The organism is Paenibacillus sp. FSL R5-0749, assembly GCF_038595085.1.
Taxonomy (GTDB): Bacteria; Bacillota; Bacilli; order Paenibacillales; family Paenibacillaceae; genus Paenibacillus.
On record NZ_CP152005.1, the window covers coordinates 2,311,578 to 2,336,397 of the forward strand.

17 protein-coding genes are annotated in these 24,820 nt (G+C 46.2%); 16 read left to right on the forward strand and 1 reads right to left on the reverse strand.

Features of this window, described 5'->3' with window-relative positions; translation table 11 throughout:
* Positions 1-109 precede the first annotated feature (109 nt).
* From MKY85_RS10430 to MKY85_RS10505, 16 genes are all read left to right on the forward strand, one after another.
* Positions 110-1,642, forward strand: coding sequence for an ABC transporter substrate-binding protein (locus MKY85_RS10430; RefSeq protein WP_339241290.1), 1,533 nt, complete (start codon positions 110-112; stop codon positions 1,640-1,642).
* Positions 1,643-1,821: 179 nt separating this feature from the next.
* Positions 1,822-2,520, forward strand: a complete 699-nt coding sequence (locus MKY85_RS10435; protein WP_339241292.1) for a hypothetical protein — start codon at positions 1,822-1,824, stop codon at positions 2,518-2,520.
* Between the two features lie 298 nt (positions 2,521-2,818).
* Positions 2,819-4,588, forward strand: coding sequence for a sensor histidine kinase (locus MKY85_RS10440; protein WP_339241294.1), 1,770 nt, complete (start codon positions 2,819-2,821; stop codon positions 4,586-4,588).
* A 56-nt stretch (positions 4,589-4,644) separates the two neighbouring features.
* Positions 4,645-6,273, forward strand: coding sequence for a response regulator (locus MKY85_RS10445; protein ID WP_339241297.1), 1,629 nt, complete (start codon positions 4,645-4,647; stop codon positions 6,271-6,273).
* A 123-nt stretch (positions 6,274-6,396) separates the two neighbouring features.
* Positions 6,397-8,088: a sugar ABC transporter gene (locus MKY85_RS10450; protein ID WP_342572531.1), complete on the forward strand. Its 1,692-nt coding sequence runs from the start codon at positions 6,397-6,399 to the stop codon at positions 8,086-8,088.
* A 189-nt stretch (positions 8,089-8,277) separates the two neighbouring features.
* Positions 8,278-9,168, forward strand: a complete 891-nt coding sequence (locus MKY85_RS10455) for an ABC transporter permease subunit (protein ID WP_074094500.1) — start codon at positions 8,278-8,280, stop codon at positions 9,166-9,168.
* A 29-nt stretch (positions 9,169-9,197) separates the two neighbouring features.
* Positions 9,198-10,076 (forward strand): carbohydrate ABC transporter permease, encoded by an 879-nt coding sequence (locus MKY85_RS10460; protein WP_076326910.1) that lies wholly within the window; start codon positions 9,198-9,200, stop codon positions 10,074-10,076.
* Between the two features lie 32 nt (positions 10,077-10,108).
* Entirely contained in the window at positions 10,109-11,194 is a 1,086-nt protein-coding gene (locus tag MKY85_RS10465; RefSeq protein WP_339241302.1) for an arabinogalactan endo-1,4-beta-galactosidase, read from the forward strand.
* A 131-nt stretch (positions 11,195-11,325) separates the two neighbouring features.
* The gene (locus tag MKY85_RS10470) at positions 11,326-13,398 is read left to right on the forward strand and encodes a beta-galactosidase (RefSeq protein ID WP_342572532.1); all 2,073 of its coding nucleotides are present in this window, start codon (positions 11,326-11,328) and stop codon (positions 13,396-13,398) included.
* 203 nt (positions 13,399-13,601) lie between these two features.
* The gene (locus tag MKY85_RS10475; protein WP_339241306.1) at positions 13,602-15,038 is read left to right on the forward strand and encodes an NAD-dependent malic enzyme; all 1,437 of its coding nucleotides are present in this window, start codon (positions 13,602-13,604) and stop codon (positions 15,036-15,038) included.
* Positions 15,039-15,042: 4 nt separating this feature from the next.
* Entirely contained in the window at positions 15,043-15,714 is a 672-nt protein-coding gene (locus MKY85_RS10480; protein ID WP_342572533.1) for an HD domain-containing protein, read from the forward strand.
* 297 nt (positions 15,715-16,011) lie between these two features.
* The gene (locus tag MKY85_RS10485) at positions 16,012-17,079 is read left to right on the forward strand and encodes an aromatic acid exporter family protein (protein ID WP_339241310.1); all 1,068 of its coding nucleotides are present in this window, start codon (positions 16,012-16,014) and stop codon (positions 17,077-17,079) included.
* A gap of 133 nt (positions 17,080-17,212) precedes the next feature.
* Positions 17,213-17,674 (forward strand): pyridoxamine 5'-phosphate oxidase family protein, encoded by a 462-nt coding sequence (locus tag MKY85_RS10490; protein ID WP_342572534.1) that lies wholly within the window; start codon positions 17,213-17,215, stop codon positions 17,672-17,674.
* A gap of 244 nt (positions 17,675-17,918) precedes the next feature.
* Entirely contained in the window at positions 17,919-20,294 is a 2,376-nt protein-coding gene (gene helD, locus MKY85_RS10495; protein ID WP_342572535.1) for an RNA polymerase recycling motor HelD, read from the forward strand.
* A 312-nt stretch (positions 20,295-20,606) separates the two neighbouring features.
* Positions 20,607-22,466, forward strand: coding sequence for an adenine deaminase C-terminal domain-containing protein (locus tag MKY85_RS10500; RefSeq protein ID WP_342572536.1), 1,860 nt, complete (start codon positions 20,607-20,609; stop codon positions 22,464-22,466).
* A 385-nt stretch (positions 22,467-22,851) separates the two neighbouring features.
* Entirely contained in the window at positions 22,852-23,772 is a 921-nt protein-coding gene (locus MKY85_RS10505; protein WP_339260340.1) for a hypothetical protein, read from the forward strand.
* 57 nt (positions 23,773-23,829) lie between these two features.
* Here the strand turns inward: MKY85_RS10505 and MKY85_RS10510 are convergent, their stop codons facing one another.
* Complete coding sequence (locus tag MKY85_RS10510; protein WP_339241318.1) at positions 23,830-24,750, reverse strand: AraC family transcriptional regulator; 921 nt, start codon at positions 24,748-24,750, stop codon at positions 23,830-23,832.
* Between the last annotated feature and the right edge of the window lie 70 nt (positions 24,751-24,820).

Consider the following 24,820-nt stretch of genomic DNA (forward strand, 5'->3'; position numbering starts at 1 on the left):
CAAGGTAAATGAAGATGGACTGAAAGGGCATATACAGAAGTAGTTACAGGTTTATTTGTGAATTGGGGAAATCGGTTGTATGGTTCAACACATGACAGGAGGGGTTCAATTGGTTAGATCATTAAAGGTATGGTCACGCATGATGGCAACAGTTATGGCGCTGAGCCTGGTGCTGGCTGCTTGCTCAACAGACAAGGGGGGAACAACAACACCTGGCGCAGAAGGCGGAGGAGCAAGTGAAGGTGGGGGCAAACCCTACGAAGTGACACTGTTTTATCCAGGGACACCACAGAAGGATGTCGCTCTGGTGGAAGCCGAGATTAACAAAAAGATGGAGCCGAAGATTGGAGCCACGCTTAAGATCAATGCGATTGACTGGGGGCAATGGGATAACAAGCTGAATCTCATGATCTCCTCGGGTGAAAAATCAGACATTATCTTCACTGCAGCTTGGCAGAACTACACGGTGAATGTAGCGAAAGGTGCATTCTTGCCATTGAATGATCTGCTGGATACCTATGGTCAGGATATCAAGAAAAACCTGGACCCTGCCTTTCTGGAAGGTTCCCAGGTGGACGGCGTGAATTACGGGGTTCCTACGAATAAGGAACTCGCTGCCACACGGGGTGTGTTGGTACGTAAAGATCTGGCTGACAAGTATAAGCTGGACCTGACGGCTGTAAAGACTTGGGCTGATCTGGAGCCACTGCTCAAAACAATCAAGGAAAACGAGCCAGGCATTACACCATTCTATATGTCCAACACCAATGGTAACGGGCTGTTGGAGAATCTAGATTGGGATTATCTCGGTGATGCTTCCGTACCTGGAGTGATCTCCAAAACAGCAGGTGGAACAACGGTTTTGAATGAAGTGGAGACCCCTGAATTCAAAGAAGCGGCTGAACTCGCCCGCAAGTGGTATCAAGCAGGATATATCAACAGTGATGCTGCTACGTCCAATGTGTTCCCGAAAGACCAGGCGAAGGCTGGAAAAGCGTTTCTCTGGACAGACGGCATGAAGCCAGGCAAGGATAAAGAAGAAGAAGGGTATGTAGGTTTCCCACTGACTCAGATTGAGATGACACAGCCGACAATCACGACAGGTGATGCATCTGGAGCAATGCTTGCAATCTCCCGTTCTTCCGAGCAACCGGAGAAAGCGATGCAGGTCATTAACCTGCTGCATTCCGACAAGGAAATTAACAACTTGCTGAACTTCGGAATTGAAGGCACCCACTATGTGAAAAAAGACGGACAGGATAATATCATTACTCTCCCTGAAGGCGTAGATGCCAACAGTCGTACCTACAATCCAGGTGCCCAGTGGCAGCTTGGTAACCAGTTCCTGAACTTCCTCTGGGATAATGAAGACCCGCAAAAGTGGGAAAAGTTCAAAGAATTTAACGCCAAAGGTGTGAAGTCCCCAGCACTGGGCTTTACATTCAACAGTCAATCGGTCAAAAATGAAATTGCTGCAGTCAACAACGTGAACAAACAGTTCAAGCCGGGCATGACATCGGGCGCCGTTGATCCAAATGAAATGATTCCGAAATATCTGGAAAAATTGAAAGCAGCGGGAATTGATAAAATTATTGCAGCCAAACAGGAACAACTCGATGCATTCCTTGCCAAAAGTAAATAAAATGATCATCAGTTATGATAAGAGACTTGTATTCTACAAGCTCTTGTCGGTGACAAATCAAAAGGACGTTTTCGGTGAACAACCGAAGACGTTCTTTTATTGTTATTTTTTGATTTGGATTGTTAATCATAATTAGGAAAAATATGATATAATCAGGTGGTTGATTAGGGGGTGTTTGTGTGTCGAGGACCAGACTTGTGTTCTCTGGGGCTTTATTGCTATTTGCGATCATCTTTACATTTAACCATCATCTTGGTTTTTCTGTTGGAGATACAATACTGTCAGCAATAGGTATATCACCGTATACTACATCTTATTTAAGTGGTGTACATATCACACTTTTCCTCGGATTGGGGATCTTCGCCTGTGGCTTTTATCTTACTCGCAAAGAGATTGGTCGGTCGTTTCCGGGACTTGCGAAAGGGTTGTGGATTGTTGTTCTCGCTCTTGTTCTCAGTTACTCGTATATGACGGATAAATTCATGTATATAGCCAAGTGGGAGGCTAAAGGCATAGATTCGGTATCCTATCTACAGAATGCAAGCTCATGTACCTTTAACGTACTGAAAACGGGGGAGACCCGAGCAACCTGTGACCTGACACTCAAAAATTACGGTAGAGATCCCGTATCCGCTGTGTTATTGCCTGATCTCGCACGCAGTTATAAGTTTAAGGATGATCCACTATTGGAAGCCTTGCGGTCTGTCCAATTGAGGCCAGTACATATTGAGATTGAACCCCATGGAACGTTTACAGGGGAATTGGAGTTTTATGGGAAAGCGGAATCCCCACTGTACGTCAGCGGGAAACTCATGGATATTGTGCTCGATGTAGGCGTGGATGGAGCGAATACGGTGTTTGATTACGATATGCCATAGTTGATATTTTTATAGAAAATAAGAATAATTACATAAACAGATGTGGAATAAGGTCAATCTAGATAGAACGTTCAAAGAGATATACTAAAATCAGATTAAGAGCTGGCTCATGGCTGGCTCTTTTTGTGCGTGGAAGTTGCAATTAGTGCTGAAATATTGGTTTTATCTCCTTCCCCCTTCAATTGGTAACGCTTACGCTAGATAATGAATTGGTTTGTCTCAAAAAAATAGTTTGTCTTTACCGCTTACATCATTACAATTAATGTCACGACAAATTAAGACAAGGTGAGATGAAAAGATGTCATATCGGACAAACCTGTTTTCCAAAATGGTCATTCTTATTCTGATTATGCTGATTCCTGTAGTGCTTCTGTACTGGTACTCCAATCACAAAACCACAGCTGTTCTCAGAGATGAGTTGAATCGATCGAATAGTAACCAGCTTGAATTTTTCCAAAATCAAGTGAACACGCACATCGAGCTGTTATCCTCCTGGCCGAATCTGCTCATACATGATCCTGACATTGCCAGCTTCCGGCGAATCTACGCGGATAGTAACTACTTTGACCTAGATGCGATCAATCTGGTCAAACGTATTCAGAATAAGCTAAGTATTCAGGAAAGCTCGTCCAATTGGGCGACAAAGTTATATCTGTACTCTCCTTCGCTGGGCAGGGTGGTTTCGGAAAGGGATGCACGTTCTTACGATAAACAAGCGCTAAGGGAGAATATCAGTTCCGGCTGGGATGTACGCAAAATTCAGGATGGGGAAGACGATCGGTTTATGTTTAGCTGGATTACCGTATCTCCATACGGTATTAAAGACCCGGCTAATAATGCGGAAACGATTATTAAACTGGAGTTTGATAGTGACAACATTCGGGATATGCTCGATAAATTCAAGGACGATGGCAGGCATGACCCCTTCTATTTCCGTGAAGAATCGGGAGTTATCTATAATCGGACTTCGGATCGTTCGTTAACGAACCAATTGATGAAAGAACTGTCCATCCATGAACTTCAGGATGTGGATAATCGGACTGTGGTGATAGATGGCGAGCCCTACATGGTTAACACCGTGAAATCAAGCACGACAGGCTGGTATCTGGTGGACTATATGCCTTTATCCGATATTCTGAAGCCGATTCATCAATCGAATATGCTCTTCTATTCTTCGATGATTTGTTTGTTGTTGATGAGTTTTGGCGTGGCCTACTTGTTATATGTCCAGGTGCAGGTACCAGTGAAACAACTTATTCGCGGTTTCCAACGGTTGAAGCAGGAAGATTATTCGGTGAGGATTAAGCCGAAGGGTCGCAATGAATTCAGTTTTCTGTCTGAACGGTTCAACTTGATGGTGGAGCAGATCCAGCAGTTATTTGAACACGTTTACCTGGAACAGATTCATGTGCGTGAAGCCCGCTTGAAGCAGCTGCAATCGCAGATTAACCCGCACTTCTTCTATAATTGTTTCTCCTTCATTACGAGTATGGCGAAGCTGAAGCGTATGGATGCGGTTGTCGCGATGTCGCATAACCTCTCCCGATATTATCGTTATACGACAAGGCAGGAGCGGGATGTAGTGCCGTTGACAGAGGAAATTGAATTTGTCAGCTGTTATCTGGAGATCCAACGAATGCGTATGGACCGAATTCATTACAAGCTTGATCTGTCTGATGAGATGTTAAGAGAGGAAGTACCGCCCCTGATTGTACAACCACTGGTGGAGAATGCGGTAATCCACGGTATCGAAGCGGATGCGGAAGCCGGAGAAATAAGGGTTTCTGGGGAAAAACAGGGCGGTGTCATGGTTCTTGTCGTAGAAGATGACGGGCAAGGCATGACTCAGGAGGCACGTGAGGCGCTTCTGAATAAGCTCAGGGGAACGATGGATCAGGAGATGGGCTGTGGCCTATGGAATGTGAATCAGAGACTCCAGCTTCGATATGGGGAGCAGGCAGGGCTTGATATAACGGAATCGGAACTTGGTGGATTACGGGTTACACTATCGTGGCCTGCCGAGAGGGAGCTTCTCCCAGATAGCCAAGATAGTATCGAGAACATGTGAGAGCCTGGTTAGAAATTGAACTTAGTGCATAACGAACGAGATAGGGAGTGACTTGCTTGATAGATATACTGCTAGTAGATGACGAAACGTATGTAACAGAAAGTCTGGAACTTACAATCCCCTGGGGAGAGCTTGGAGTAACGACTGTGTTTCGTGCCGCTTCCGGTAAAGAAGCGCTGGAGATTATGGAGGAAAATGCAGTAGATATTGTGGTAACCGATATTCGCATGCCGGGCATGTCCGGACTGGATCTAATTGCAGAGGTAAGCAAGCGTTGGTCCCATATTCGCTGTATCTTGCTGACTGGTCACAGTGATTTTACTTATGCGAAGAAAGCGATTCAATTGCAGGCAGCGGATTATATTTTGAAACCTGTGAACGATGATGAATTTATGAGTTCCGTGTCGGCAGCCATCACATCTCTTCGTGATGAGTGGGATGAATTCGACAAATATCACCGGCTTTTATACAGTCGGAAGTCTGACTATAAAATTTTACGGGAAAATCTGATGCATGATCTGCTGCTGGGACGTGAGATCACGGGGCGGGCACTTCGGGAACAACTGCAACAATATGAGATTCATATTGACCCGGAACAATCGGCTGTGATGATGCTGATTCGTCTCACAGGACGCTTCTCATCAATGGATCAGCAATCTCTGGATCTGATGGATTTTGCGGTAGGGAATATTGCAGAGGAAGTGCTCGGAGAGCAATTCAACGTGTGGTTTGGTCGCGGACCTCATGAGTGTCTGGTTATGTTTTTGCAGAATCAGGGACAGATCGAAGCTCCGCAGATGGACTTGGAGACGTTGAGAACCTCAGCTGAAACTTTCCGTGAGCATGTCATTCGATATCTACAGGGGGATCTGTCCATGGTCGTTACACCATCATTTCCTTTTAATGAATTGACAGCAGCTTATCGAAAAAGCCTGGGTTCCCTTGTCCTTTCAGGACCGGAAGAACACAAGATTATATATATGGACATGGATCAGGCACTCGGCAAAAGATCGGAGAATGATGCGACCCAGGCGCTCGAAGAGTTGTACAAACCGCCTGTACTTCCGCAATTGCTTGAGACCAAGCAATGGGAAGCGGCAGCGCGTAAGCTGAACACGGTCTTTGACGCGGCAGAACAGGTACGATTGTCCCGAGAACATGTGTATGAGATGTATCTGTCTGTAACCAATGCATTCATGTATATTGCCCATAAACAGGGGCATCTGGTACATGAAATTGATCATGCGGGATTCGATCTGCTCCTTGCTCATCAGTTGATCCAATCCCCCGAGAAGCTGCGGCGCTGGGCAACCGAGATGCTGGCGAAGCTTCAGGAAGAGTTGTCCGATCAAGAAGGTGTGCAGAGCCGCAGACATGTGATCAAGCAGGTTCAGGAGCTGGTGACAAGTGATACGGGACAGGATCTGTCGGTGAAGATGATTGCGGACAAGGTATATTTGCACCCCGTATACCTATCAAAAATCTACAAGGCAGAGACTGGGGAAGGTCTCGGGGATTACATGATTCGGATGCGCATGGAACGCGCGCTATATCTGCTTAAAAATAGCAACAAAAAAATATACGAGATTACGAGTGAACTTGGCTATCAGAATCCGCAATATTTCAGCAAAATGTTCAAAAAGCATTATGGGATGACACCCAATGAATTTCGGGATCAGGCATAATTACAACAACATTCCAGAATATAGGTTGGCAAAGGTGCAGAAATCTTGATTTCGTATCATAGGATCAAAGTCCTGGTCAGCCTATAATGAAAGGGTAACCAAAACGATTTAAGGGGGAACAACATGAGAGCGCAATCAACGAAAAAGAGATTCTTGACGCTTCTCGCTACAACGCTGAGTCTAACTGTCGTTCTTGCAGGATGTTCAGGAGGCAGTGGGGGCGGAGATAGTGCAACACCAAGTACGTCTGGAACCCAAAACGAATACAAAGAAAAGTATGATCCGGAAGTAACCATTACAACAGCATGGGGAATCGATCCTGAGCTGAAGTTTAAAAATGGCGAATCCATGGAAAATAACGTGGCAACCAAGTGGGCCAAGGAAAAATTCGGGATTAATGTCAGCGCGCTCTGGTCAGTAACAGACACAAACAGTGCGTTTGCAACTAAACTTCGTCTGGCTATGTCCTCTGGACAGGAAATGCCAGATATCGTGACGATTGGTAGTGCGGACAATCTCGTTGCTCAAGACTTGATCGACTCTGGCATGTACGAAGAGGTCGGTCCACTGTTCGACAAATATGCTTCTGACACATGGAAAAAAGCGATGGAGCAAGATCCTAACGTCTGGAACCAATATAGTCGTGATGGCAAAAGAATGGGTATCCCTGTTCTGGACTATGCCTACAACAATGATTATTTGTTGTGGATTCGTCAGGATTGGCTGGACAAGTTGAATCTGAAAGCACCAAAAACAATCGATGAGCTGGAAACCGTTATGGAAGCATTCAAAAACAATAACCCGGACGGCTTGGCTCCGGATAAAGTCACTCCGCTCAGCGTTGGTTTCAAAACTTCCATGAATACATGGATGGGAGATGTATCTTGGATATTTGGTGCATATGGCACCTTACCTCAACAATGGAATCTTGCTGCGGATGGCAAGTTGGAGTATGGCTCCATCAATCCGGGTATGAAACAAGGTCTGACCAAATTGAGCGAATGGCTCAAAAAAGGATATATCCCGCAGGAAGCAGCGCTATGGGATGAGAACAAAACAGCAGAGCCAGCCGTTGCAGGAACTGCCGGCATTATTCCAGGACCTTACTGGATGAGTGGGTGGCCACTTCTCGATACAGTGAAAAATGTACCGAGTGCGGTATGGAAACCGATTGAAATTCCTACCGGTCCTGATGGAAAAGCGATGCGTCACGGAACACAGTTCGTGAATGGTGTTACGTTGATCAAAAAGGATATGGCACATCCAGAAGCATTCTTTACGTATCAGAATTACCTCTTCGACAATTATGCAGACCCAGCACCGGGCAGCCCTTATGATAATGGTCTGTTTGCAGGTTATGACTATCAATTGGATGCAAACGGAAAACAATTGCCGATTGACCAGATCGAAGGCGGATACGTGAACGTAGTACGTTATTTGCTTGTTCGTGATGGTGCACGTATTCCAGATGCACAGATGAAAGCTCTGATGAATCTGGCTAATGGCAAAGAGCCTGAAACGAAGCTTGAGAAAGACGTTGCTGTCAATTACGGTAAAGAAACTCCTGCCGCAGCAAAAGTGTTATTGAGCCAGGAAGAAATCTCCTTCAAAAACATGTTCACAGGTCCAACAACACAGACGATGAAATCCAAGCTGGACTATCTGAACAAAATCGAGAACCAGGCATTTAACGAAATTATCTATGGCAAAAATCCGGCTGATGCGTTTGATACCTTTGTACAAACGTGGAAATCGGGTGGCGGTGACCAAATCACGCAAGAGGTTAACGAATGGTATGACAGTGTGAAAAAATAGTTACAAGCAGCGCTCAGACGACTAACGTCTGGGCGCTTTTTTTGGTTTATTCAGCTGCGGCAAAGTGGTTGAATTTGTGCCATTTATATTGCTTTTATGTGCTGTTTGGACCCCGTAAAAGGTTGATATAATCGCATTATAAGCCACTCAGGGAGTACTTGAGTAGGAAGAAATACAGGGGGAGCAATCATGAGAACTTTGAAACGCACTTGGCCATTCCACGTTATGCTGTTGCCAGCCATTATCTTTCTGATTATCTTCAGTTATGTGCCTATGGGCGGGATTATTATGGCATTCCAGAACTACAAGCCATGGCTTGGAATTAGCGGTTCTGAATGGGTCGGGCTGGACAACTTTAGATATTTGTTTGAACGTGAAGACAGCTTACAGGTCATCTGGAACACATTGATTATTGCTGTACTTAAACTGATTTTCAATTTATTTGTTCCATTTGTTTTTGCCATTCTTTTGAATGAGGTTCGTAAGATGGCTATACAGCGTACGATTCAAACGCTTGTCTATTTACCTCACTTCTTGTCCTGGGTCATCCTGGGCGGGATTTTGATAGATCTGTTGTCAACAGGCGGCTTGGTTAACCGGGTTCTGGGAACCTTCGGACTCGGGCCATATTTCTTCCTGGGAGACAACAGCTGGTTCCGATCTACGGTCATTCTGACAGATGTGTGGAAAGAATTTGGCTATAACATGATTGTTTTTCTGGCTGCCCTTGCCGGAATTAATCCAGCATTGTACGAAGCAGCGGAAATTGACGGAGCGGGACGCTGGAAACAGACACTACACATTACAATTCCTTCACTTGTGCCGATGCTGATGGTTGTGGGAACACTGGCACTTGGTAACGTACTGAATGCCGGGTTTGACCAGATTTTCAACTTGTATAACCCGCTCGTATATCAAACGGGTGACATCATTGATACATTCGTATATCGTTCCGCAATGCAAAATGGTGAGATGGGCTTTGCAACGGCGATCGGATTATTCAAATCGGTTATTAGCATGATCTTGATTCTTGTATCGTACAGCTTAGCCAAAAAATACGCCGGATACCGCATATTCTAAACGAATGAACAGAGAAAGAAGGGACCACGATGTATCATAAATCATTGCCTTATCGCGTGTTTAATATAGTCAATACCTGCTTTCTGATTTTGGTCGCCATCATGTGTATTGTACCGATGATTCATGTACTGGCAGTATCCTTTAGTACAAAGGCTGCTGCTGATGCAAATCTGGTCAATCTCTGGCCTGTAGGCTTCTCACTTGAGGCATACAAAAAAACGATGAACAATCCAATTTTCTTGAACTCGCTCTGGATCTCGCTCCTGCGTACAGTGATCGGTACAGCCATTACGTTGCTGATTACGTTCCTGGCGGCGTATCCATTGTCCAAAGAAAATAGTGAGTTCAAAGGCAGAACGATCTACTCCTGGATATTTGTATTCAGCATGATTTTCAACGGGGGACTCGTGCCATTCTATATGGTTATTCAGAAGATTGGGTTGATGGATTCCTTCTGGGTACTGGTGCTCCCGGGGGCAGTTAACACATTCCTGGTCATTCTGATGCTGAACTTCTTCCGCGGTATTCCAAAAGAGCTGGAGGAAGCAGCACTGATGGATGGAGCTAACCATTTCAGAACATTGTTCAGTATCTTCCTTCCCATTTCGATGCCGTCCATTGCAACCATTGCATTGTTCAGTATGGTGTTCCACTGGAATTCCTGGTTTGATGGATTGCTCTATATGAATAACGCCAAGGATTACCCACTTGCTACATTTATGCAAACGGTCATTATTGGACGTGACATGAGTAGCATGAGCATGAATCCAAAAGAAATGGAAGCTCTCTCTCAAACTACGGTAAGGGCAGCTCAGATCTTCATCGGAAGTGCACCGATCTTGATTGTGTATCCTTTCCTGCAACGTTTCTTTGTCAAAGGTATGACGTTGGGCTCAGTTAAAGGCTGAGCCTGTACCCCAAATTAATGGAGGTTGATACAGTGAGCAACTTGACGGAAAAGACATTCGTTCTGGGAATGGATGTGTCTTTTATGGATGAAATCGAACAGCATGGCGGGAGCTACAGTGATGTGGATGGCAAGGAACAAGACTTGCTGTCCATCCTGAAGTTCAATGACACTAACGCGATTCGACTTCGAATCTGGAATGATCCTGTTGGTGGATTCTGCAATCTGGAGCGCACGGTGGAGATAGCCAAACGGATCAAGAAACAGGGATTGAAATTTTTGCTTGATTTCCATTACTCTGATCGTTGGGCTGATCCAGCTAATCAATGGAAGCCGAAAGCATGGGAGAATCTGTCCTATGAAGAGCTTCAACGTGCAGTATGCATGTATACGGCTGATGTTCTGAGAACGTTGAAGGAAAACGATGCGCTTCCGGACATGGTGCAGGTCGGCAACGAGATTACGCCAGGCATGTTATGGAATGAGGGACGTGTTGGTGGAGAAGAGCATGATACGGATGAACAGTGGGAGCGTTTTGCAGGCCTTGTGAAGTACGGAATTGCTGCGGTCAAATCCGTTGACCCGGATATCCAGATTATGATACATATTGATCGTGGTGGAGATAACGCCGAGAGCCGCAAGTTTTACGATCGCTTTGAAGCACTCGGTGTGGAGTTCGATATCATTGGTCTATCGTATTATCCTTGGTGGCACGGCACACTTGATGCGTTACGCGACAATCTTCATGATCTGGCTGAGCGTTATGGCAAACCTGTCAATGTGGTTGAAACGGCTTATCCATGGACACTGGAGCAGCCAGAAGGCATCGAATGGATTTTGAATCAGGAAGAATTGTTGTTGCCAGGATACCCTGCAAGTGTAGAGGGGCAGACCCGATATCTGAAGGATCTGTTGCAGATTATTCGCGAAGTTCCTGGTGGTTTGGGGCACGGATTCTATTATTGGGAACCTGCATGGATACCAAGTAAAGAAGAATGGTCCGTTGGACATCCGAATAACTGGGGCAACCTCACCATGTTTGATTTTAAAGGTCGGAAGTTGGAATCGTTTACAGCACTAGCTACTACGGAAGAATCTGATGTTGTGACATACGTGTAATATCATACAGGTTCACAAGTGGTATCTGATGAAAAGATGAAGTCATGCCAGAAGATAAGCTTGGTAATTTGAGTCGTGAATATCGTTGTATTCAATAAAAATTGTAATTCAAAAGCAAGGGAGTTGTCCTTATGACATACAAATATGCACCTGTAAGTTCCAAAGCCCCGCACATGTTGCATGGCGCAGACTATAACCCGGAGCAATGGCTCCGCTACCCTGAAGTTCTGGAAGAAGATATTCGCTTGATGAAGCTTGCCAAGTGTAACGTGATGTCCATTGGTATCTTCTCATGGGTATCCCTTGAGCCGGAAGAGGGTGTATACACGTTTGAATGGCTGGATCAGGTGTTGGATCGTTTTGCAGCAAACGGCATCTATGCATTCCTAGCTACACCAAGTGGTGCCAGACCTGCCTGGATGTCCGCCAAGTACCCGGAAGTGCTCCGCGTATCCGAGAATCGTGTCCGCAATCTGCATGGTTTCCGTCACAACCATTGTTATACTTCCCCGGTATACCGTGAGAAGGTTACTGCAATCAATACAAGACTGGCAGAACGTTATTCAGATCATCCGGCTGTTATCGGCTGGCACATCTCGAATGAGTTTGGCGGAGACTGTCATTGTGATTATTGTCAGGAAGCATTCCGTGGTTGGGTTCAGAAGAAGTATCAAACACTTGATGAACTGAACCATTCGTGGTGGACTACATTCTGGAGCCATACGGTTACAGACTGGAGTCAAGTGGAATCTCCGGCTCCACACGGTGAGACACAGGTCCATGCAATGAATCTGGATTGGCGCCGTTTCGTTACGGATCAGACAGCTGATTTTATCGTGCATGAAACGAAACCATTGAAAGCTCAGAATCCCGATCTGCCAGTCACAACCAACCTGATGGAATTCTATGGCGGCCTGAACTATTGGAAGTTCGCTGATATTCTGGACTTCCTCTCTTGGGACAGTTATCCCACTTGGCATGATGCAGATGACGACGCGAAACAGGCGTCCCGGATCGCAATGATGCATGACATCGTTCGTTCCATCAAAGGCGGTCAGCCGTTCTTGCTGATGGAGAGTACGCCAAGTTCGACGAATTGGCAAGATGTCAGCAAGCTGAAAAAACCGGGCATGCATCTGCTCTCTTCTCTCCAGGCTGTAGCACACGGTTCCGATAGTGTTCAGTATTTCCAGTGGAGAAAGAGCCGGGGTTCCAGCGAAAAACTTCATGGTGCGGTGGTAGACCACGTAGGAACGGAACATACACGTGTGTTCCAAGATGTCACCGACGTAGGAACGGCGCTTGAAGGCATGGAAGCCATTGTAGGAACAGCGGTTCCATCAGAAGTTGCAATCATATTCGATTGGGAAAACCGCTGGGCTGTTAATGATTCACAGGGTCCGCGCAATATCGGTGTGAAGTATGAGCAGACCGTGGAGGAGCATTACGAAGCGTTTTGGAAAAAAGGAGTCGCTGTAGACGTTATTGATATGGATGCAGACCTGTCCAAGTACAAGTTGTTGATTGCTCCAATGCTCTATCTGGTACGTGAAGGTGTTGGCGAACGCATTGAGAAGTTTGTAGAACAAGGCGGTACGTTTGTAGCCACTTACTGGTCTGGTATTGTAAACGAAAACGATCTGTGTTTCCTGGGTGGATTCCCAGGCCCACTGCGTAAGACACTTGGCATCTGGTCCGAGGAAATTGACGGATTGCATGATCGTGATCTGAACGGAATTATCCCCGAGCAGGGTAACGAGCTTCAGCTCAATACAGCGTACGATGCGATTGAACTGTGTGATCTGATCCATCTGGAAGGCGCGAAGTCTCTGGCTACGTACCGTTCTGACTTCTATGCCGGACGCCCGGCATTGACAGTTAACCAATTGGGCTCAGGGAAAGCGTATTATGTAGCGACACGTCTGAAAGCACCATTCTATGATGATTTCTACGCAAAACTAATCGCTGACCTGAACATTGAGCGTGGACTTCAAACAGAACTGCCTGCCGGAACAACGGCACATACGCGTACAGATGGTACAGCAGATTATGTATTTGTACAGAACTATACACCAGATGAGAAACGGATTGAATTAGATGCACAGTCCTACACGGATCTGCTCAGTGGTGATGCTGTGGAATCCAGTCTTAGCTTGAATCCATATGACATTCGTGTCCTGCGCAGACCGGCTGCCCGGAAATAATAGGTTCATCCTTACTTTATAAAGATTTAAGATACTAAAAATGTGCCCTGAACGCCTGACATTGGTGTTTAGGGCATCTTTTTATTTTAAGTATATGGCTGTTGAACCACTTTTTCTGGACAAGATAAAGGATAAACGTGTCCGCGCAGCGAAGACAAACAGGTAACTTGTAACTCAAGACTTTCAGTCTGGGAGGAATGGAAATGAATCAAAGAAATCTGGATGGTAACAGCATTATTATTCGACTGGAAATGACAACAAAGGATATCAAGTTTGGCGAAGTGGCTTCGGCCATCTCGGAAGCTGGGGGAGACATCATTGCCATCGACGTGATTTCTACCAATCAGGATGTAAGCGTTCGCGACTTGACAGTCGCCGTTACAGATGCACAAGATAACAGTAAAATTATAGAAGGGGTGCGCCAGCTTAAAGGTGTGTCCATTATTAATGTATCAGATCGGACGTTCCTGCTTCATCTGGGCGGTAAGATCGAAGTAACACCAAAGACACCGATTCACAACCGGGAAGATCTGTCACGTGTATACACTCCGGATGTGGCTCGTGTATGTTCAGCCATTTCAGAAGAGCCTGGCAAAGCCTTCTCTTTAACAATTAAACGGAATACCGTGGCCGTTATATCGGATGGCAGTGCCGTGCTTGGACTTGGTAATATTGGTCCTCGTGCAGCGATGCCTGTCATGGAAGGTAAAGCAATGTTATTCAAACAATTTGCAGGTGTGGATGCCTTCCCAATCTGCCTGGACACACAGGACACCGAGGAAATCATACGTACTGTGAAAGCGATATCACCTGGTTTTGGCGGTATTAATCTGGAGGATATCTCATCACCTCGCTGTTTCGAGATTGAACGTCGTCTGAATGAAGAATTGGATATTCCGGTATTTCATGATGACCAGCATGGCACAGCAGTTGTGTTATATGCCGGTCTGATCAATGCGCTCAAACTGGTTGGCAAGTCCATTGAAGATGTGAAAATCGTGGTCTGTGGTATTGGTGCAGCAGGTGTAGCATGCAGTAACATATTATTGTCTGCGGGAGCCAGCCGGCTTATAGGTGTCGATCGTGAGGGGGCAATTGTACGGACACAAACTTATGAGAATGAAGTCTGGAGTGATTATGCAGCTCGTACTAACCCCGAACTGGAGACTGGCTCTTTGCGTGATGTTATTCGCGGAGCCGATGTGTTCATCGGCCTGTCCCGCGGCAATCTGTTGACTCGCGAAGATGTGCAGACCATGGCAGAAGATCCAATCGTGTTTGCAATGGCAAATCCGGTACCTGAGATTATGCCTGCCTTGGTGGAAGACATTGTAGCGGTAATGGCAACGGGACGATCCGATTATCCGAATCAGATCAACAACGTGTTATGTTTCCCGGGCATCTTCAGGGCAGTTCTGGACTGCCGAGCCACCGAAATTAATGAAGAAATGAAGCTGGCAGCCGCTCAAGCGATTGCTTCGGCCATTACGGATGAAGAGCGTACACGTTATTACATTATTCCGAGTGTGTTCAATGATAAAGTGGTCAAATCGATGCGCAGTCGCGTCATTGAAGCAGCTGTTAAGACGGGTGTAGCTCGACGTATTCCACGTGAACAGTCCCGTGAAGGCGGGGAATAATAAGATGTCAGAGTTAGATGAAATAACGGCAGGAGAGTCTGTTCTGCGAGCCGCCCGATCTTTTGTTCAAGGTGATTCATCCAAGCATAGTGATGGTCATGACTGGCCGCACATTGAACGAGTGACTGCACTTGCGGTCGAACTCGCTCACCGCATGGGTGCAGATCCATTTGTCTGCGAACTGGCGGCATTATTACATGATGTACCGGATGAAAAGCTGAATGAGAGCTTGGAAGCTGGAATGGCGAAACTGAATGAATGGCTGGATACCCAGCCTCTTGACCCGGATATACGTAATAAGGTTGTGGGTATTATTAGCACCATCTCATATGCGGGAGGCCAGCGTCCTGCGGTCAATTCGCTTGAAGCACAGGTTGTGCAGGATGCGGATCGTCTGGATGCATTGGGTGCGATTGGGATCGCACGCACCTTTGCCTTTTCAGGAGCGAGAGGACGCGAGATGTACGATCCGTCCCTTCCCCCACGGGAGCAGATGACCCGTGAGGAATATCGCAACGGGCGCAGCACAACGATTAATCATTTTTACGAAAAGCTGTTCAAGCTCAAGGATCTGATGAATACCACTTATGGCAAGGAGCTGGCCAAGCAGCGTCATGATTATATGGTGCAGTTCGTGGACCAGTTCAAAAGAGAGTGGGCGGGTACAGACCGTTAGGCAGGCATCGTAAGCATGAGTATTCCTTAGAGATAATATAAACTTAGGCGAATCTTCGAATTGGTGAAAATCCATTTTGAGGATTTGCTTCTTTTTAGGTTAATAATGTGTATTAACATACATAAATGAATCCATTTCATAGTACCTCTGACTTATGACATGGCAACGGAAGGTCTTCCATGGTACAATAAATCGTTCTCCTGAATGTATTCAGGCAAAAAAAGAAATATGGGGTAATAATGAACATGATTATCAAATGTAAAATTTCAGGTTCGGTAAAGAGGAGGGGTCACCACCATGTCATTTGGTGCTCGTGTACTTAAGACGGGAATTGCGGTCACGCTTGCCTTGTACCTTAGTAGCCTGTTTTTGAACCCGCAATCTCCCGTGCCTGCCGCAATCGCAGCTATATTCGCGATGCAGCCTTCCATCTATCGCTCCTGGAAATACTTTCTGGATCAGCTGCAAACGACCACACTTGGAGCTATTGTGGCCCTGGTTGGCGGCATGGTATTGTCCAATGAGCCAATCGCTGTTGGATTAATTATTGTACTTGTCATCATGATTTGTCTTAAATTGAATATGGGTGAGACGGTTGGATTGACACTGGTCACGGTTGTATCCATTATGGAAGCTTCGGGTGATTGGCATTTTGCACTCAATCGTTTTCTGTTGACACTGGTTGGTATTGTATCGGCGTTTCTCATCAACATTACGGTATTTCCTCCGAAACCGAAGATTCAGTTCGTGAAGCAGATCCAGAGTGTGTTCAGCGGCATGTCGTTGCTTCTGCGAACCTCAATCTCGGATGAAATCAAGGAAGTTGTATTCCGGGAGGAGAAAAGCAACCTGGGCGGTTCCATTAAGTCTTTGTCTGACAAGTATAACTTGTTCGAAGAGGAACAGAAAAAGATGAAACGTTCGAAATTCAGCGAAACTCGGCAGATGGTAGTCTACAAGCAAATGCTGCTGAGTCTGCAAAAAGGCTATGAGGTGCTGGATTCGGTTGAACGTCACTATTTCCAGGCACCACGGTCAACAGCGATGGATCAGTTTTTTGATTCTCATCTGGAACTTGTAATTAAATTCCATGAGCATGCATTGCTCAAGTTCGAGGATAAGCTGAAACCGAATGGAGAAGAGGCCGCACAGTTTGTATTGGACAATGACCGTTTCATGGAGCAGGCGATCACCCAGTTTGATATCGACAAGGAAGGCATGTTACGACTGTCGATCGTGGCTGCTGCGATTTATGATTACGGATATCAGTTGGAACGTCTGAATCGACTTGCCGAGCATGTGCATAGCTCCAGTGAAGACAAAGAATCACAGGACAAAATTTTGAATTGGCTTAAGTGGCCTTAGATGCGAATTGCGTACCTGCTTCATGATCATATACAATGGAATTACAACATTGCCCGGACAATCGTGTCCGGGTTGTTTTGTCGTACATACAGCTGAATGGCATGAATGAATTTTAACGAACTGAGGGATAGACATGATTATAGAGGAATTGGACTCTGAACTAATGAAATGGTTGAGTGGGACAAATCTGGAGCATAAACAACATGAAGCGATGCAACTGCTGACCGTATCCGAGGATCAGTGGCCGCATCAGGCGATGATTAGTATGGGGGAAGTGATTGCGATAAGTCCCCGTCAGCTTAGACTTGCTCTGTGGCAAGGTACACAGACCAGTATGAACATGAGCAAAACAGGCAAGGCTACCTTGATTGCGGTTCAAGGGCAACGTTTGCTGCATATTCGTATGGAAGTAGAGTTGCTGCCTGAGATTAAGGGGGCTGTTCATCCGAGAGATCGTTTTGAAGCACAGGTGCTCCAAGTACGTATGGATCATGCGCCATATGCGGAGATTACTTCAGGAATAACCTTTCAACTAAAAGATGAACTTGGAGCAATTACACGTTGGCAAGAGACGATTGAAGAATTACAAAAGTAGGCATAAACAGTTTGATCAGTTGAGGACCCAGTGATTGGGTAATAATGAAGATGAAAACAACAAAAAACGCCTCCGCTTGCATCGGGACGTTGTCACTGGTACAATAAAAAATGGTTTTCAGAAAATTAGAACTAATTAACATATAATTAAAATGTTTACTTTCTAATAATTATACCATTGCCTTTTCGGGCTTGTCAAATGGGATTTTGAGGACACAATCCGGGGAAAGAGGGGCTATTAACATATGAGTACAGAGCAGCAATGGAGCGAAGAGCAGCAACGGGTCAACATGGTGACCGATCAGATTGAACGCAAGATCACAACGTTAGAAGATGAAGTCGGTTCCTTCCGTGATGAAGTGGTTGGCATGAGAAAAGACTTCTGGGACGAAGTGACAATGAACTTTAGCGAAGCGGACGATGTGGGGGAAACTTCAACCAGCATGCGGCAGCAGTCTCAGGTATTGTCCGATCGGGAGCGCAGTCATCTCAATACAGCGGCGGCGTTGGATAAAATGAAACGACTGCATCATTCACCGTATTTTGGCCGGATCGATTTCAAGGAAGATGGATACCCGAATGCGGAACGCATCTATCTAGGGATTGCATCGTTATTAGACGAGAAAGAGGAATCCTTTCTCGTCTACGACTGGCGTGCACCGATCTCCAACCTCTATTATGACGGAGCACCGGGCCCGATCACATATCGTACACCAAGCGGGGAGATCAGCGGTGATATAGAGATGAAGCGGCAGTTTGTCATTCGGGACGGACGGATTCGTTTTATGTTTGATACAGGCGTAACCATTGGCGATGAATTGTTGCAGGCCGTGCTCAGTCGAACTTCGGATGCACAGATGAAGAGTATTGTTGCGACCATTCAGAAGGAGCAGAACCGGATTATCCGTAATGACCGGACACGCATGCTTATTGTGCAAGGCGCAGCCGGGAGTGGCAAAACATCCGCCGCGCTCCAGCGTGTGGCCTATCTTCTCTATAAATATCGCGAGCATCTGCAAGCGGATCAGATGGTTCTTTTTTCACCAAACCCGATGTTCAACAGTTATGTCTCCACGGTACTGCCTGAGCTTGGGGAGGAAAATATGTTGCAAACGACCTTCCAGGAGTATCTGGAGCGCCGTTTGGGTCGTGAATATCAATTGGAAGATCCGTTTATTCAGCTCGAATATGTACTTACGGGAACAGAAGATCCCGATTATGATGTTCGCATGTCCAGCATTCGGTTCAAATCCTCGGAATCTTTCCTGAAAGTCATTACGCGTTATAAGGAGAGCATGCTGTCAGGTGGCATGAAATTCAAGCCGGTTCGCTTCCAGGGCCGAGCAATTGTTACGTCAGAGGCTATGGCTGAGAAATTCTACAGTTTCGAGTCATCCGTTAAGCTGGTGAGCCGACTGGAGATGTTGCGGGACTGGATGCTGAAAGAACTGTCTGCCTTTGGTAAAGGTGAACTGGATGCGCCTTGGGTCGATCAGCAGCTTGATCTGATGGAGCCGGAGGATCTGCAACGTGCATACCAACGGTTAAAGCGTAAGCAAAAAGGAAAGACCCATACGTTTAATGACTTCGAGCAAGAAAGAGAAATTCTGGCACGTATGGTAGTCAGTGACCGACTCAAACCGTTACGGAAATGGATCAAGTCCTTGCGGTTCGTCGATATAAGACAATTATATGCACATCTGTTCAACGATGAGGGTCAGATGGTGCGATTGCTGGGTGACGAAGCGTTGCCTGCCCAATGGGATGAAATCTGTAGGATGACTTTACGCAGATTGAAGCTCCAGGAGTTGGCATATGAAGATATTACGCCATACTTGTACCTGCGTGAGCTCATGCTTGGTTTCCATATTAACTCCAATATTCGTCATGTCATTATTGATGAAGCCCAGGATTATTCTGCGTTTCAATTGGCATTTATGAAGAGATTGTTCCCTCGGGCGAAAATAACAGCACTCGGTGACTTCAATCAGGCGATCTATGCCCACTCTTCAGTCCTTAGTGGAACAGGACCTTTGACTAATCTGTACGGTCCAGACAATACAGAGGTAATTGAGCTGACCAGGAGCTATCGTTCTACCCGGGAGATCGTGGAGTTTACCCGTGGCATGGTGCCTGGCGGGGAAGAGATCATTCCATTTAACCGTAGCGGCGAGAAGCCTAAAGTTATCGTTTCTTCTGATTCCGATCGTCATATGAACGTCATCACGACAGACCTCAAGCACTTAATTGAGGAAGGGTATGAATCAGTTGCCGTAATTTGCAAGACCGCCGAAGAGAGCAGAGAGGTACATGCTGCATTAAGCAAGATACTGCCCTCAGCACCGAAGTTAATTAAGAAAACGACGCTGGCTTTTGAACAGGGTGTTCATGTCATTCCTGCGTATCTGGCCAAAGGTGTGGAATTTGATGCTGTCCTGATCTATGACGGCTCTGCGGAGCAGTATGCCCATGAGCATGAACGCAAATTGTTCTACACGGCTTGTACGCGAGCGATGCATCTGCTGCACGTTTACTGCATGGGCACACCGAGTCCTTTCATTACCTCGCAGTCGGAAGAATGGTATGATTTTGGCAAGGTGTCTGCTGCGCAAGTGGACTGACATATCACATTCATGTGCATGAAGAAGGCTTCCGTTCAGTGGAACGGGAGTCTTTCTGTATATGATACATATATCGGGAAAAAGCTAACTTCACGAGGGACGTATACATGATGAGATTCCAGCCATATAGGTGATCGTATGGAATGAAAATACCTAACGTGAATTCGTAAGGATTGGGTTCTGTGGATAAATATGACTCCATAATTTGTATTGAGGCACAATGGATGTTATTTTTCTTTACACATGAGGTCTGGACTCATATAATCGTAACAATATATTTTTTTTGGATCGTTTATTAAAGGAGGCAACAATATGAACAAATCATCTTTTGAACGGCCGCTTATGGCCGATTGTGTACCGGATCTGGTCGCTACAGCCCGGGGAGATATGCCAGCGACTTTGGTCATTCGGGGAGGCACGCTCGTAAACGTGATATCAGGTGAGATTTTGCCTGAGATGTCCATAGCTGTACAAGGAGCTCGAATTGCTTATGTTGGTAAAGATGTAAGCCACACGATCGGAGAACATACCCGGATTATTGAAGCGAACGGCAAATATATCGCTCCTGGATTGCTGGATGGACACTGCCATATTGAAAGTACTCAGATGAAAGTAACCGAGTTTGCGAGAGCGGTATTGCCTTCAGGCACAACGGGAGGTTTCTTTGACCCGCATGAGATCTCCAACGTGCTTGGTCTCAAAGGTCTGAGGCTGATGCTGGATGAAGCGCGGACCACACCGATGGCTGCTTATATGCAGGTGGCTTCCTGTGTGCCTTCCACCCATCCGGGACTGGAGACAACAGGTGCTTATATCGGGCCAGAAGAGGTGGCTGAGGCTCTTTCCTGGGGGCCGGACATGATTGGTCTTGGGGAAGTGATGAACTTCCCTGGTGTCGTTTACGGGGACGAGACGATGATTGGTGAGATCCAGGCGACCCTCCGGGCTGGCAAAGTGGCAGATGGTCACTTCACCTGGGCAGCAGATGACTGGCGTTTGCCGGCGTACGCAGCGAGTGGAGTTACGGGGGATCATGAATGTGTAACCAAGGAAGATGTGGTCGAACGTCTGCGACTCGGGATGTATGCGAAGATGCGTCAAGGTTCGGCATGGCATGATGTGGCGGAGACGATCAAAGCCTGTACGGAGCTTGGACTGGATACACGCCGGATGATGCTGGTAACCGATGACCGAAGCTCTGAATCCCTGCTCAAAGAAGGGCATATGGACTTTGTTGTTCGTCTCGCAATCTCCCAAGGTGTGAAGCCGGTTACGGCTTTCCAGATGGCAACCATTAACACAGCTGAGCGCTTCGGCGTTGCGCGCGACATTGGTGCGGTTATTCCGGGCAATATAGCCGATATTATTCTGCTGGACGGCCGGCTGGCGGATGTACGTGTGGGCATGACGATTGCTGCCGGGCAAGTGGTGGCCGAGAACGGGAAAATGACGGCGGTCTGGGACAGCTTCACGTATCCGGAGGAAGCGCTGAACACGGTGAAGTTGGAAGCGAATATTCAGCCAGAAGATCTGGAACTGGCTGCACCGATTCCAGATGGCACGATTGGTGCCAAAATCATTCATGTGACAGAGAACCATGTGGATACAAAGGAGAAACACCTGCCAGTCACCGTAGAGAACGGCAAGGTTGTGGTTTCAACTTCCGGGGAAGTATGCAAAATCGCGGTATTGGAGCGTCACAAACAAACCGGGAATCGGGCGGTTGCTCTTGTTGGAGGCATTGGCTTCACATCACCTGCAGCAATTGCGATGACGGTGGCTCATGATAGTCACAACCTGTTGATTATCGGTAATGATGATGCCCTGATGGCCGAAGCCGGTAACCGGGTCATTCGCATGCAAGGTGGGGTAGCCGTGGTAACGGCAGCAGGGGTGACCGAATTCCCGCTGCGGATTGCAGGTTTAATGTCAACCGAGTCTTTCGAAGTCGTTGCAGCCCAATCGGCAGCAATCAGTGAAGCTTTACAGTCCGCAGGATGTACGTTGAATAATGCGTTCATGACGCTTTCGTTGCTTGCGCTGGTAGTGATTCCGGAATTACGGTTGTCCGACAAGGGGCTTGTGCGGATCTCGGCAGAAGGTATTGAACTGGTCTCCCTTTTCGATGAAGTGGTTGACAGTACACCGGCAGTTCAATCGGGTAATGAATGAATAGATTTATCGACTAGAGCTCAATAAATGGATATACATGAAAAGCCGCCTTAGGGCGGTTTTTTTGTGCGTTTTGGGAGAAAACGCTTTCTAGGTCTTCTGGTTCTTGGTGTACATATGGCAATAATGACTGAAGTCATGCTGAAATAAGGGTGAATTTAGAAAAAAGAGAATATTCGTGACTTTTGAACTATAAATACAGAACTACGAATTCCCGAAATATAATTATATGATTCTTTCGTCGTAAGTCTTAAAGATGATATTGCATATAGAAGCAATTCGATTTCGTCGTACCTAATAAGGCTCCATTAAATGTATATGAAACGACACAATTTCATCCAGATTTGCACGTCAGAGCTGATAACTTCAGAGGGAGTGTACAAATATGAAAAGCAAAAAGGGGTACCGTTTTATCTTGTTACTGTGTTGTTTGATACTGTGCGCGAGTACAGCCTGTTCTTCCAAAGCCATTGCAGATGGTTCAGTCGACAGTTATGCAACGATTCATGGGAAACTTGATGCACCCGTGAGAGCGACATGGGTGTGGGATACTACCCAGATCCGAAGTAATCCTCAAGAGGTGTTAACTTACGCTACAGCCAATAAGATCAATACGATCTATCTACAGATGAACCGGGATATAAAAATTCCTGAGTATAAAAGCTTTATCCGCCAGGCGAGAGCCAAGAATATTGCGGTTGACGTGATGGATGGAAGATCGGCCTGGGGATTGACGGAGAGTCGGGAGCAGATTGCATCTTTCCTGGACTGGATTGAGGCTTATCAAGCGCAGGCATTACCCAATGAGAAATTTGCGGGTATTCATCTGGATATCGAGCCACATGTGCACCCGCAATGGAAAATCAATCAGGCCAGTGTGATTACCCAGTGGCAAGGAAATGTGGAGTACATTGTTGAGCGAGCATCACGGATGAAGATGCCCGTAGCGGCTGATCTGCCATTCTGGCTCGATAACTACAAAATTCCGGGTTCAACGATGGCGGTTAGCAGCTGGATGATTCGAAAGTTTGATTCCATTACGATTATGGCTTACCGTGATACAGCTGCTGCAATCTATAGTGTAGCGAAGGATGAACTTGCAGAAGCGGCTCTGCTTGGCAAAACGATCTCCATAGCTGTGGAAACAAAGCAAAGTAAGGAAGGCGACTTCATTACTTTTTATGAAGAGGGATCTGCTTATATGGAAGCACAATTGAAGTTGGTCGAAAAAATGGCTTCAGTACATGCGTCCTTTAACGGTTTCTCCGTACATGAATACACTTCATGGAAGACATTGAAAAAGTGAGACACCAATGAATAAAGAAGGTGCTTGCAGCCAGAGAGCTGTGAGCACCTTCTTCTATTATACCTGAACCAAGGCAGATTCCATGGCCACATTCTCATAGAACATTTTGCGATACTGTGAAGGCGTTGTGGCTTTATGCCTTTTAAATGTGGTGATAAAGTAGCTTAGATGATCAAAACCGACATCCATGGCGATATCAACAATTTTGTGATCCGTATTCTCAAGCTGGACGCAGGCTTGTTGAACGCGGTAATAATTAATGTAATCAACCGGAGTTTTCTGCACCATCTGTTTGAAAAAACGGCAGAAGTGTCCTTCGCTCATATTGGCTTCATCGGCCAGTTCTTTCAGCTTCAATGGTTCAGGATAACGCTTGTGGATATACCCGAGCACGGATTTCAGGCGCTCTACCTTGTCATGGCTCCCTGTAGCTACGGTGCCTTTGAGCGGAACAGGTTTCATATGTTCGAACATTCGGGCAAATATGAGATACAGGTATGCTTTCGTTGACATTTCACACGTTTCTGTTCGGGCAGCATGGTCGGCAAATATGCGCTTCAGGTGATCCAGAATTTCTTGTCCCCAATCCTCATCTGCTTTGATATGAAAAGGGGGAACTACGGTTTTGCGCACCAGTGGACCGATGAATTTCTCCTGTACCGTATCGAAGGTACGACTGCCGAGCAGCTCGGGATTAAATACAATGGAAGAGAATACACAGGGAACATCACCCTTCAGATAACCTGCATGAATCTCACCTCGATTGATAAAAATGGCTTCTCCAGCTTGAACCTCAATGGTGTTCATATCAATCTGAAAGACCGCACAGCCCTGAGTAACCATGGTGAACTCCATTTCATCATGCCAGTGGCAATCCAGAATGCTATCGCCGTTCAGTTGTTGTATATCCGGGTATACACTGACTGGATACATGGCATTCCCGTGTATTCGGTCTTCCCGTAATCGTTCACGTTCCATATCAGATTCTCCTTTTTGTATCATTATTAATGTAATCGTTTCCATAGATTGGTGCTGATGTTCAAGAATC

Coding starts and splice junctions, on each gene's coding strand:
- MKY85_RS10480 (WP_342572533.1), top strand. CDS start 15,043: ATGTCAGAGTTAGATGAAATAACGGCAGGAGAGTCTGTTCTGCGAGCC.
- MKY85_RS10490 (WP_342572534.1), top strand. CDS start 17,213: ATGATTATAGAGGAATTGGACTCTGAACTAATGAAATGGTTGAGTGGG.
- MKY85_RS10475 (WP_339241306.1), top strand. CDS start 13,602: ATGAATCAAAGAAATCTGGATGGTAACAGCATTATTATTCGACTGGAA.
- MKY85_RS10460 (WP_076326910.1), top strand. CDS start 9,198: ATGTATCATAAATCATTGCCTTATCGCGTGTTTAATATAGTCAATACC.
- MKY85_RS10450 (WP_342572531.1), top strand. CDS start 6,397: ATGAGAGCGCAATCAACGAAAAAGAGATTCTTGACGCTTCTCGCTACA.
- MKY85_RS10500 (WP_342572536.1), top strand. CDS start 20,607: ATGAACAAATCATCTTTTGAACGGCCGCTTATGGCCGATTGTGTACCG.
- MKY85_RS10455 (WP_074094500.1), top strand. CDS start 8,278: ATGAGAACTTTGAAACGCACTTGGCCATTCCACGTTATGCTGTTGCCA.
- MKY85_RS10510 (WP_339241318.1), bottom strand. CDS start 24,750: ATGGAACGTGAACGATTACGGGAAGACCGAATACACGGGAATGCCATG.
- MKY85_RS10470 (WP_342572532.1), top strand. CDS start 11,326: ATGACATACAAATATGCACCTGTAAGTTCCAAAGCCCCGCACATGTTG.
- MKY85_RS10440 (WP_339241294.1), top strand. CDS start 2,819: ATGTCATATCGGACAAACCTGTTTTCCAAAATGGTCATTCTTATTCTG.
- MKY85_RS10485 (WP_339241310.1), top strand. CDS start 16,012: ATGTCATTTGGTGCTCGTGTACTTAAGACGGGAATTGCGGTCACGCTT.
- helD (WP_342572535.1), top strand. CDS start 17,919: ATGAGTACAGAGCAGCAATGGAGCGAAGAGCAGCAACGGGTCAACATG.
- MKY85_RS10505 (WP_339260340.1), top strand. CDS start 22,852: ATGAAAAGCAAAAAGGGGTACCGTTTTATCTTGTTACTGTGTTGTTTG.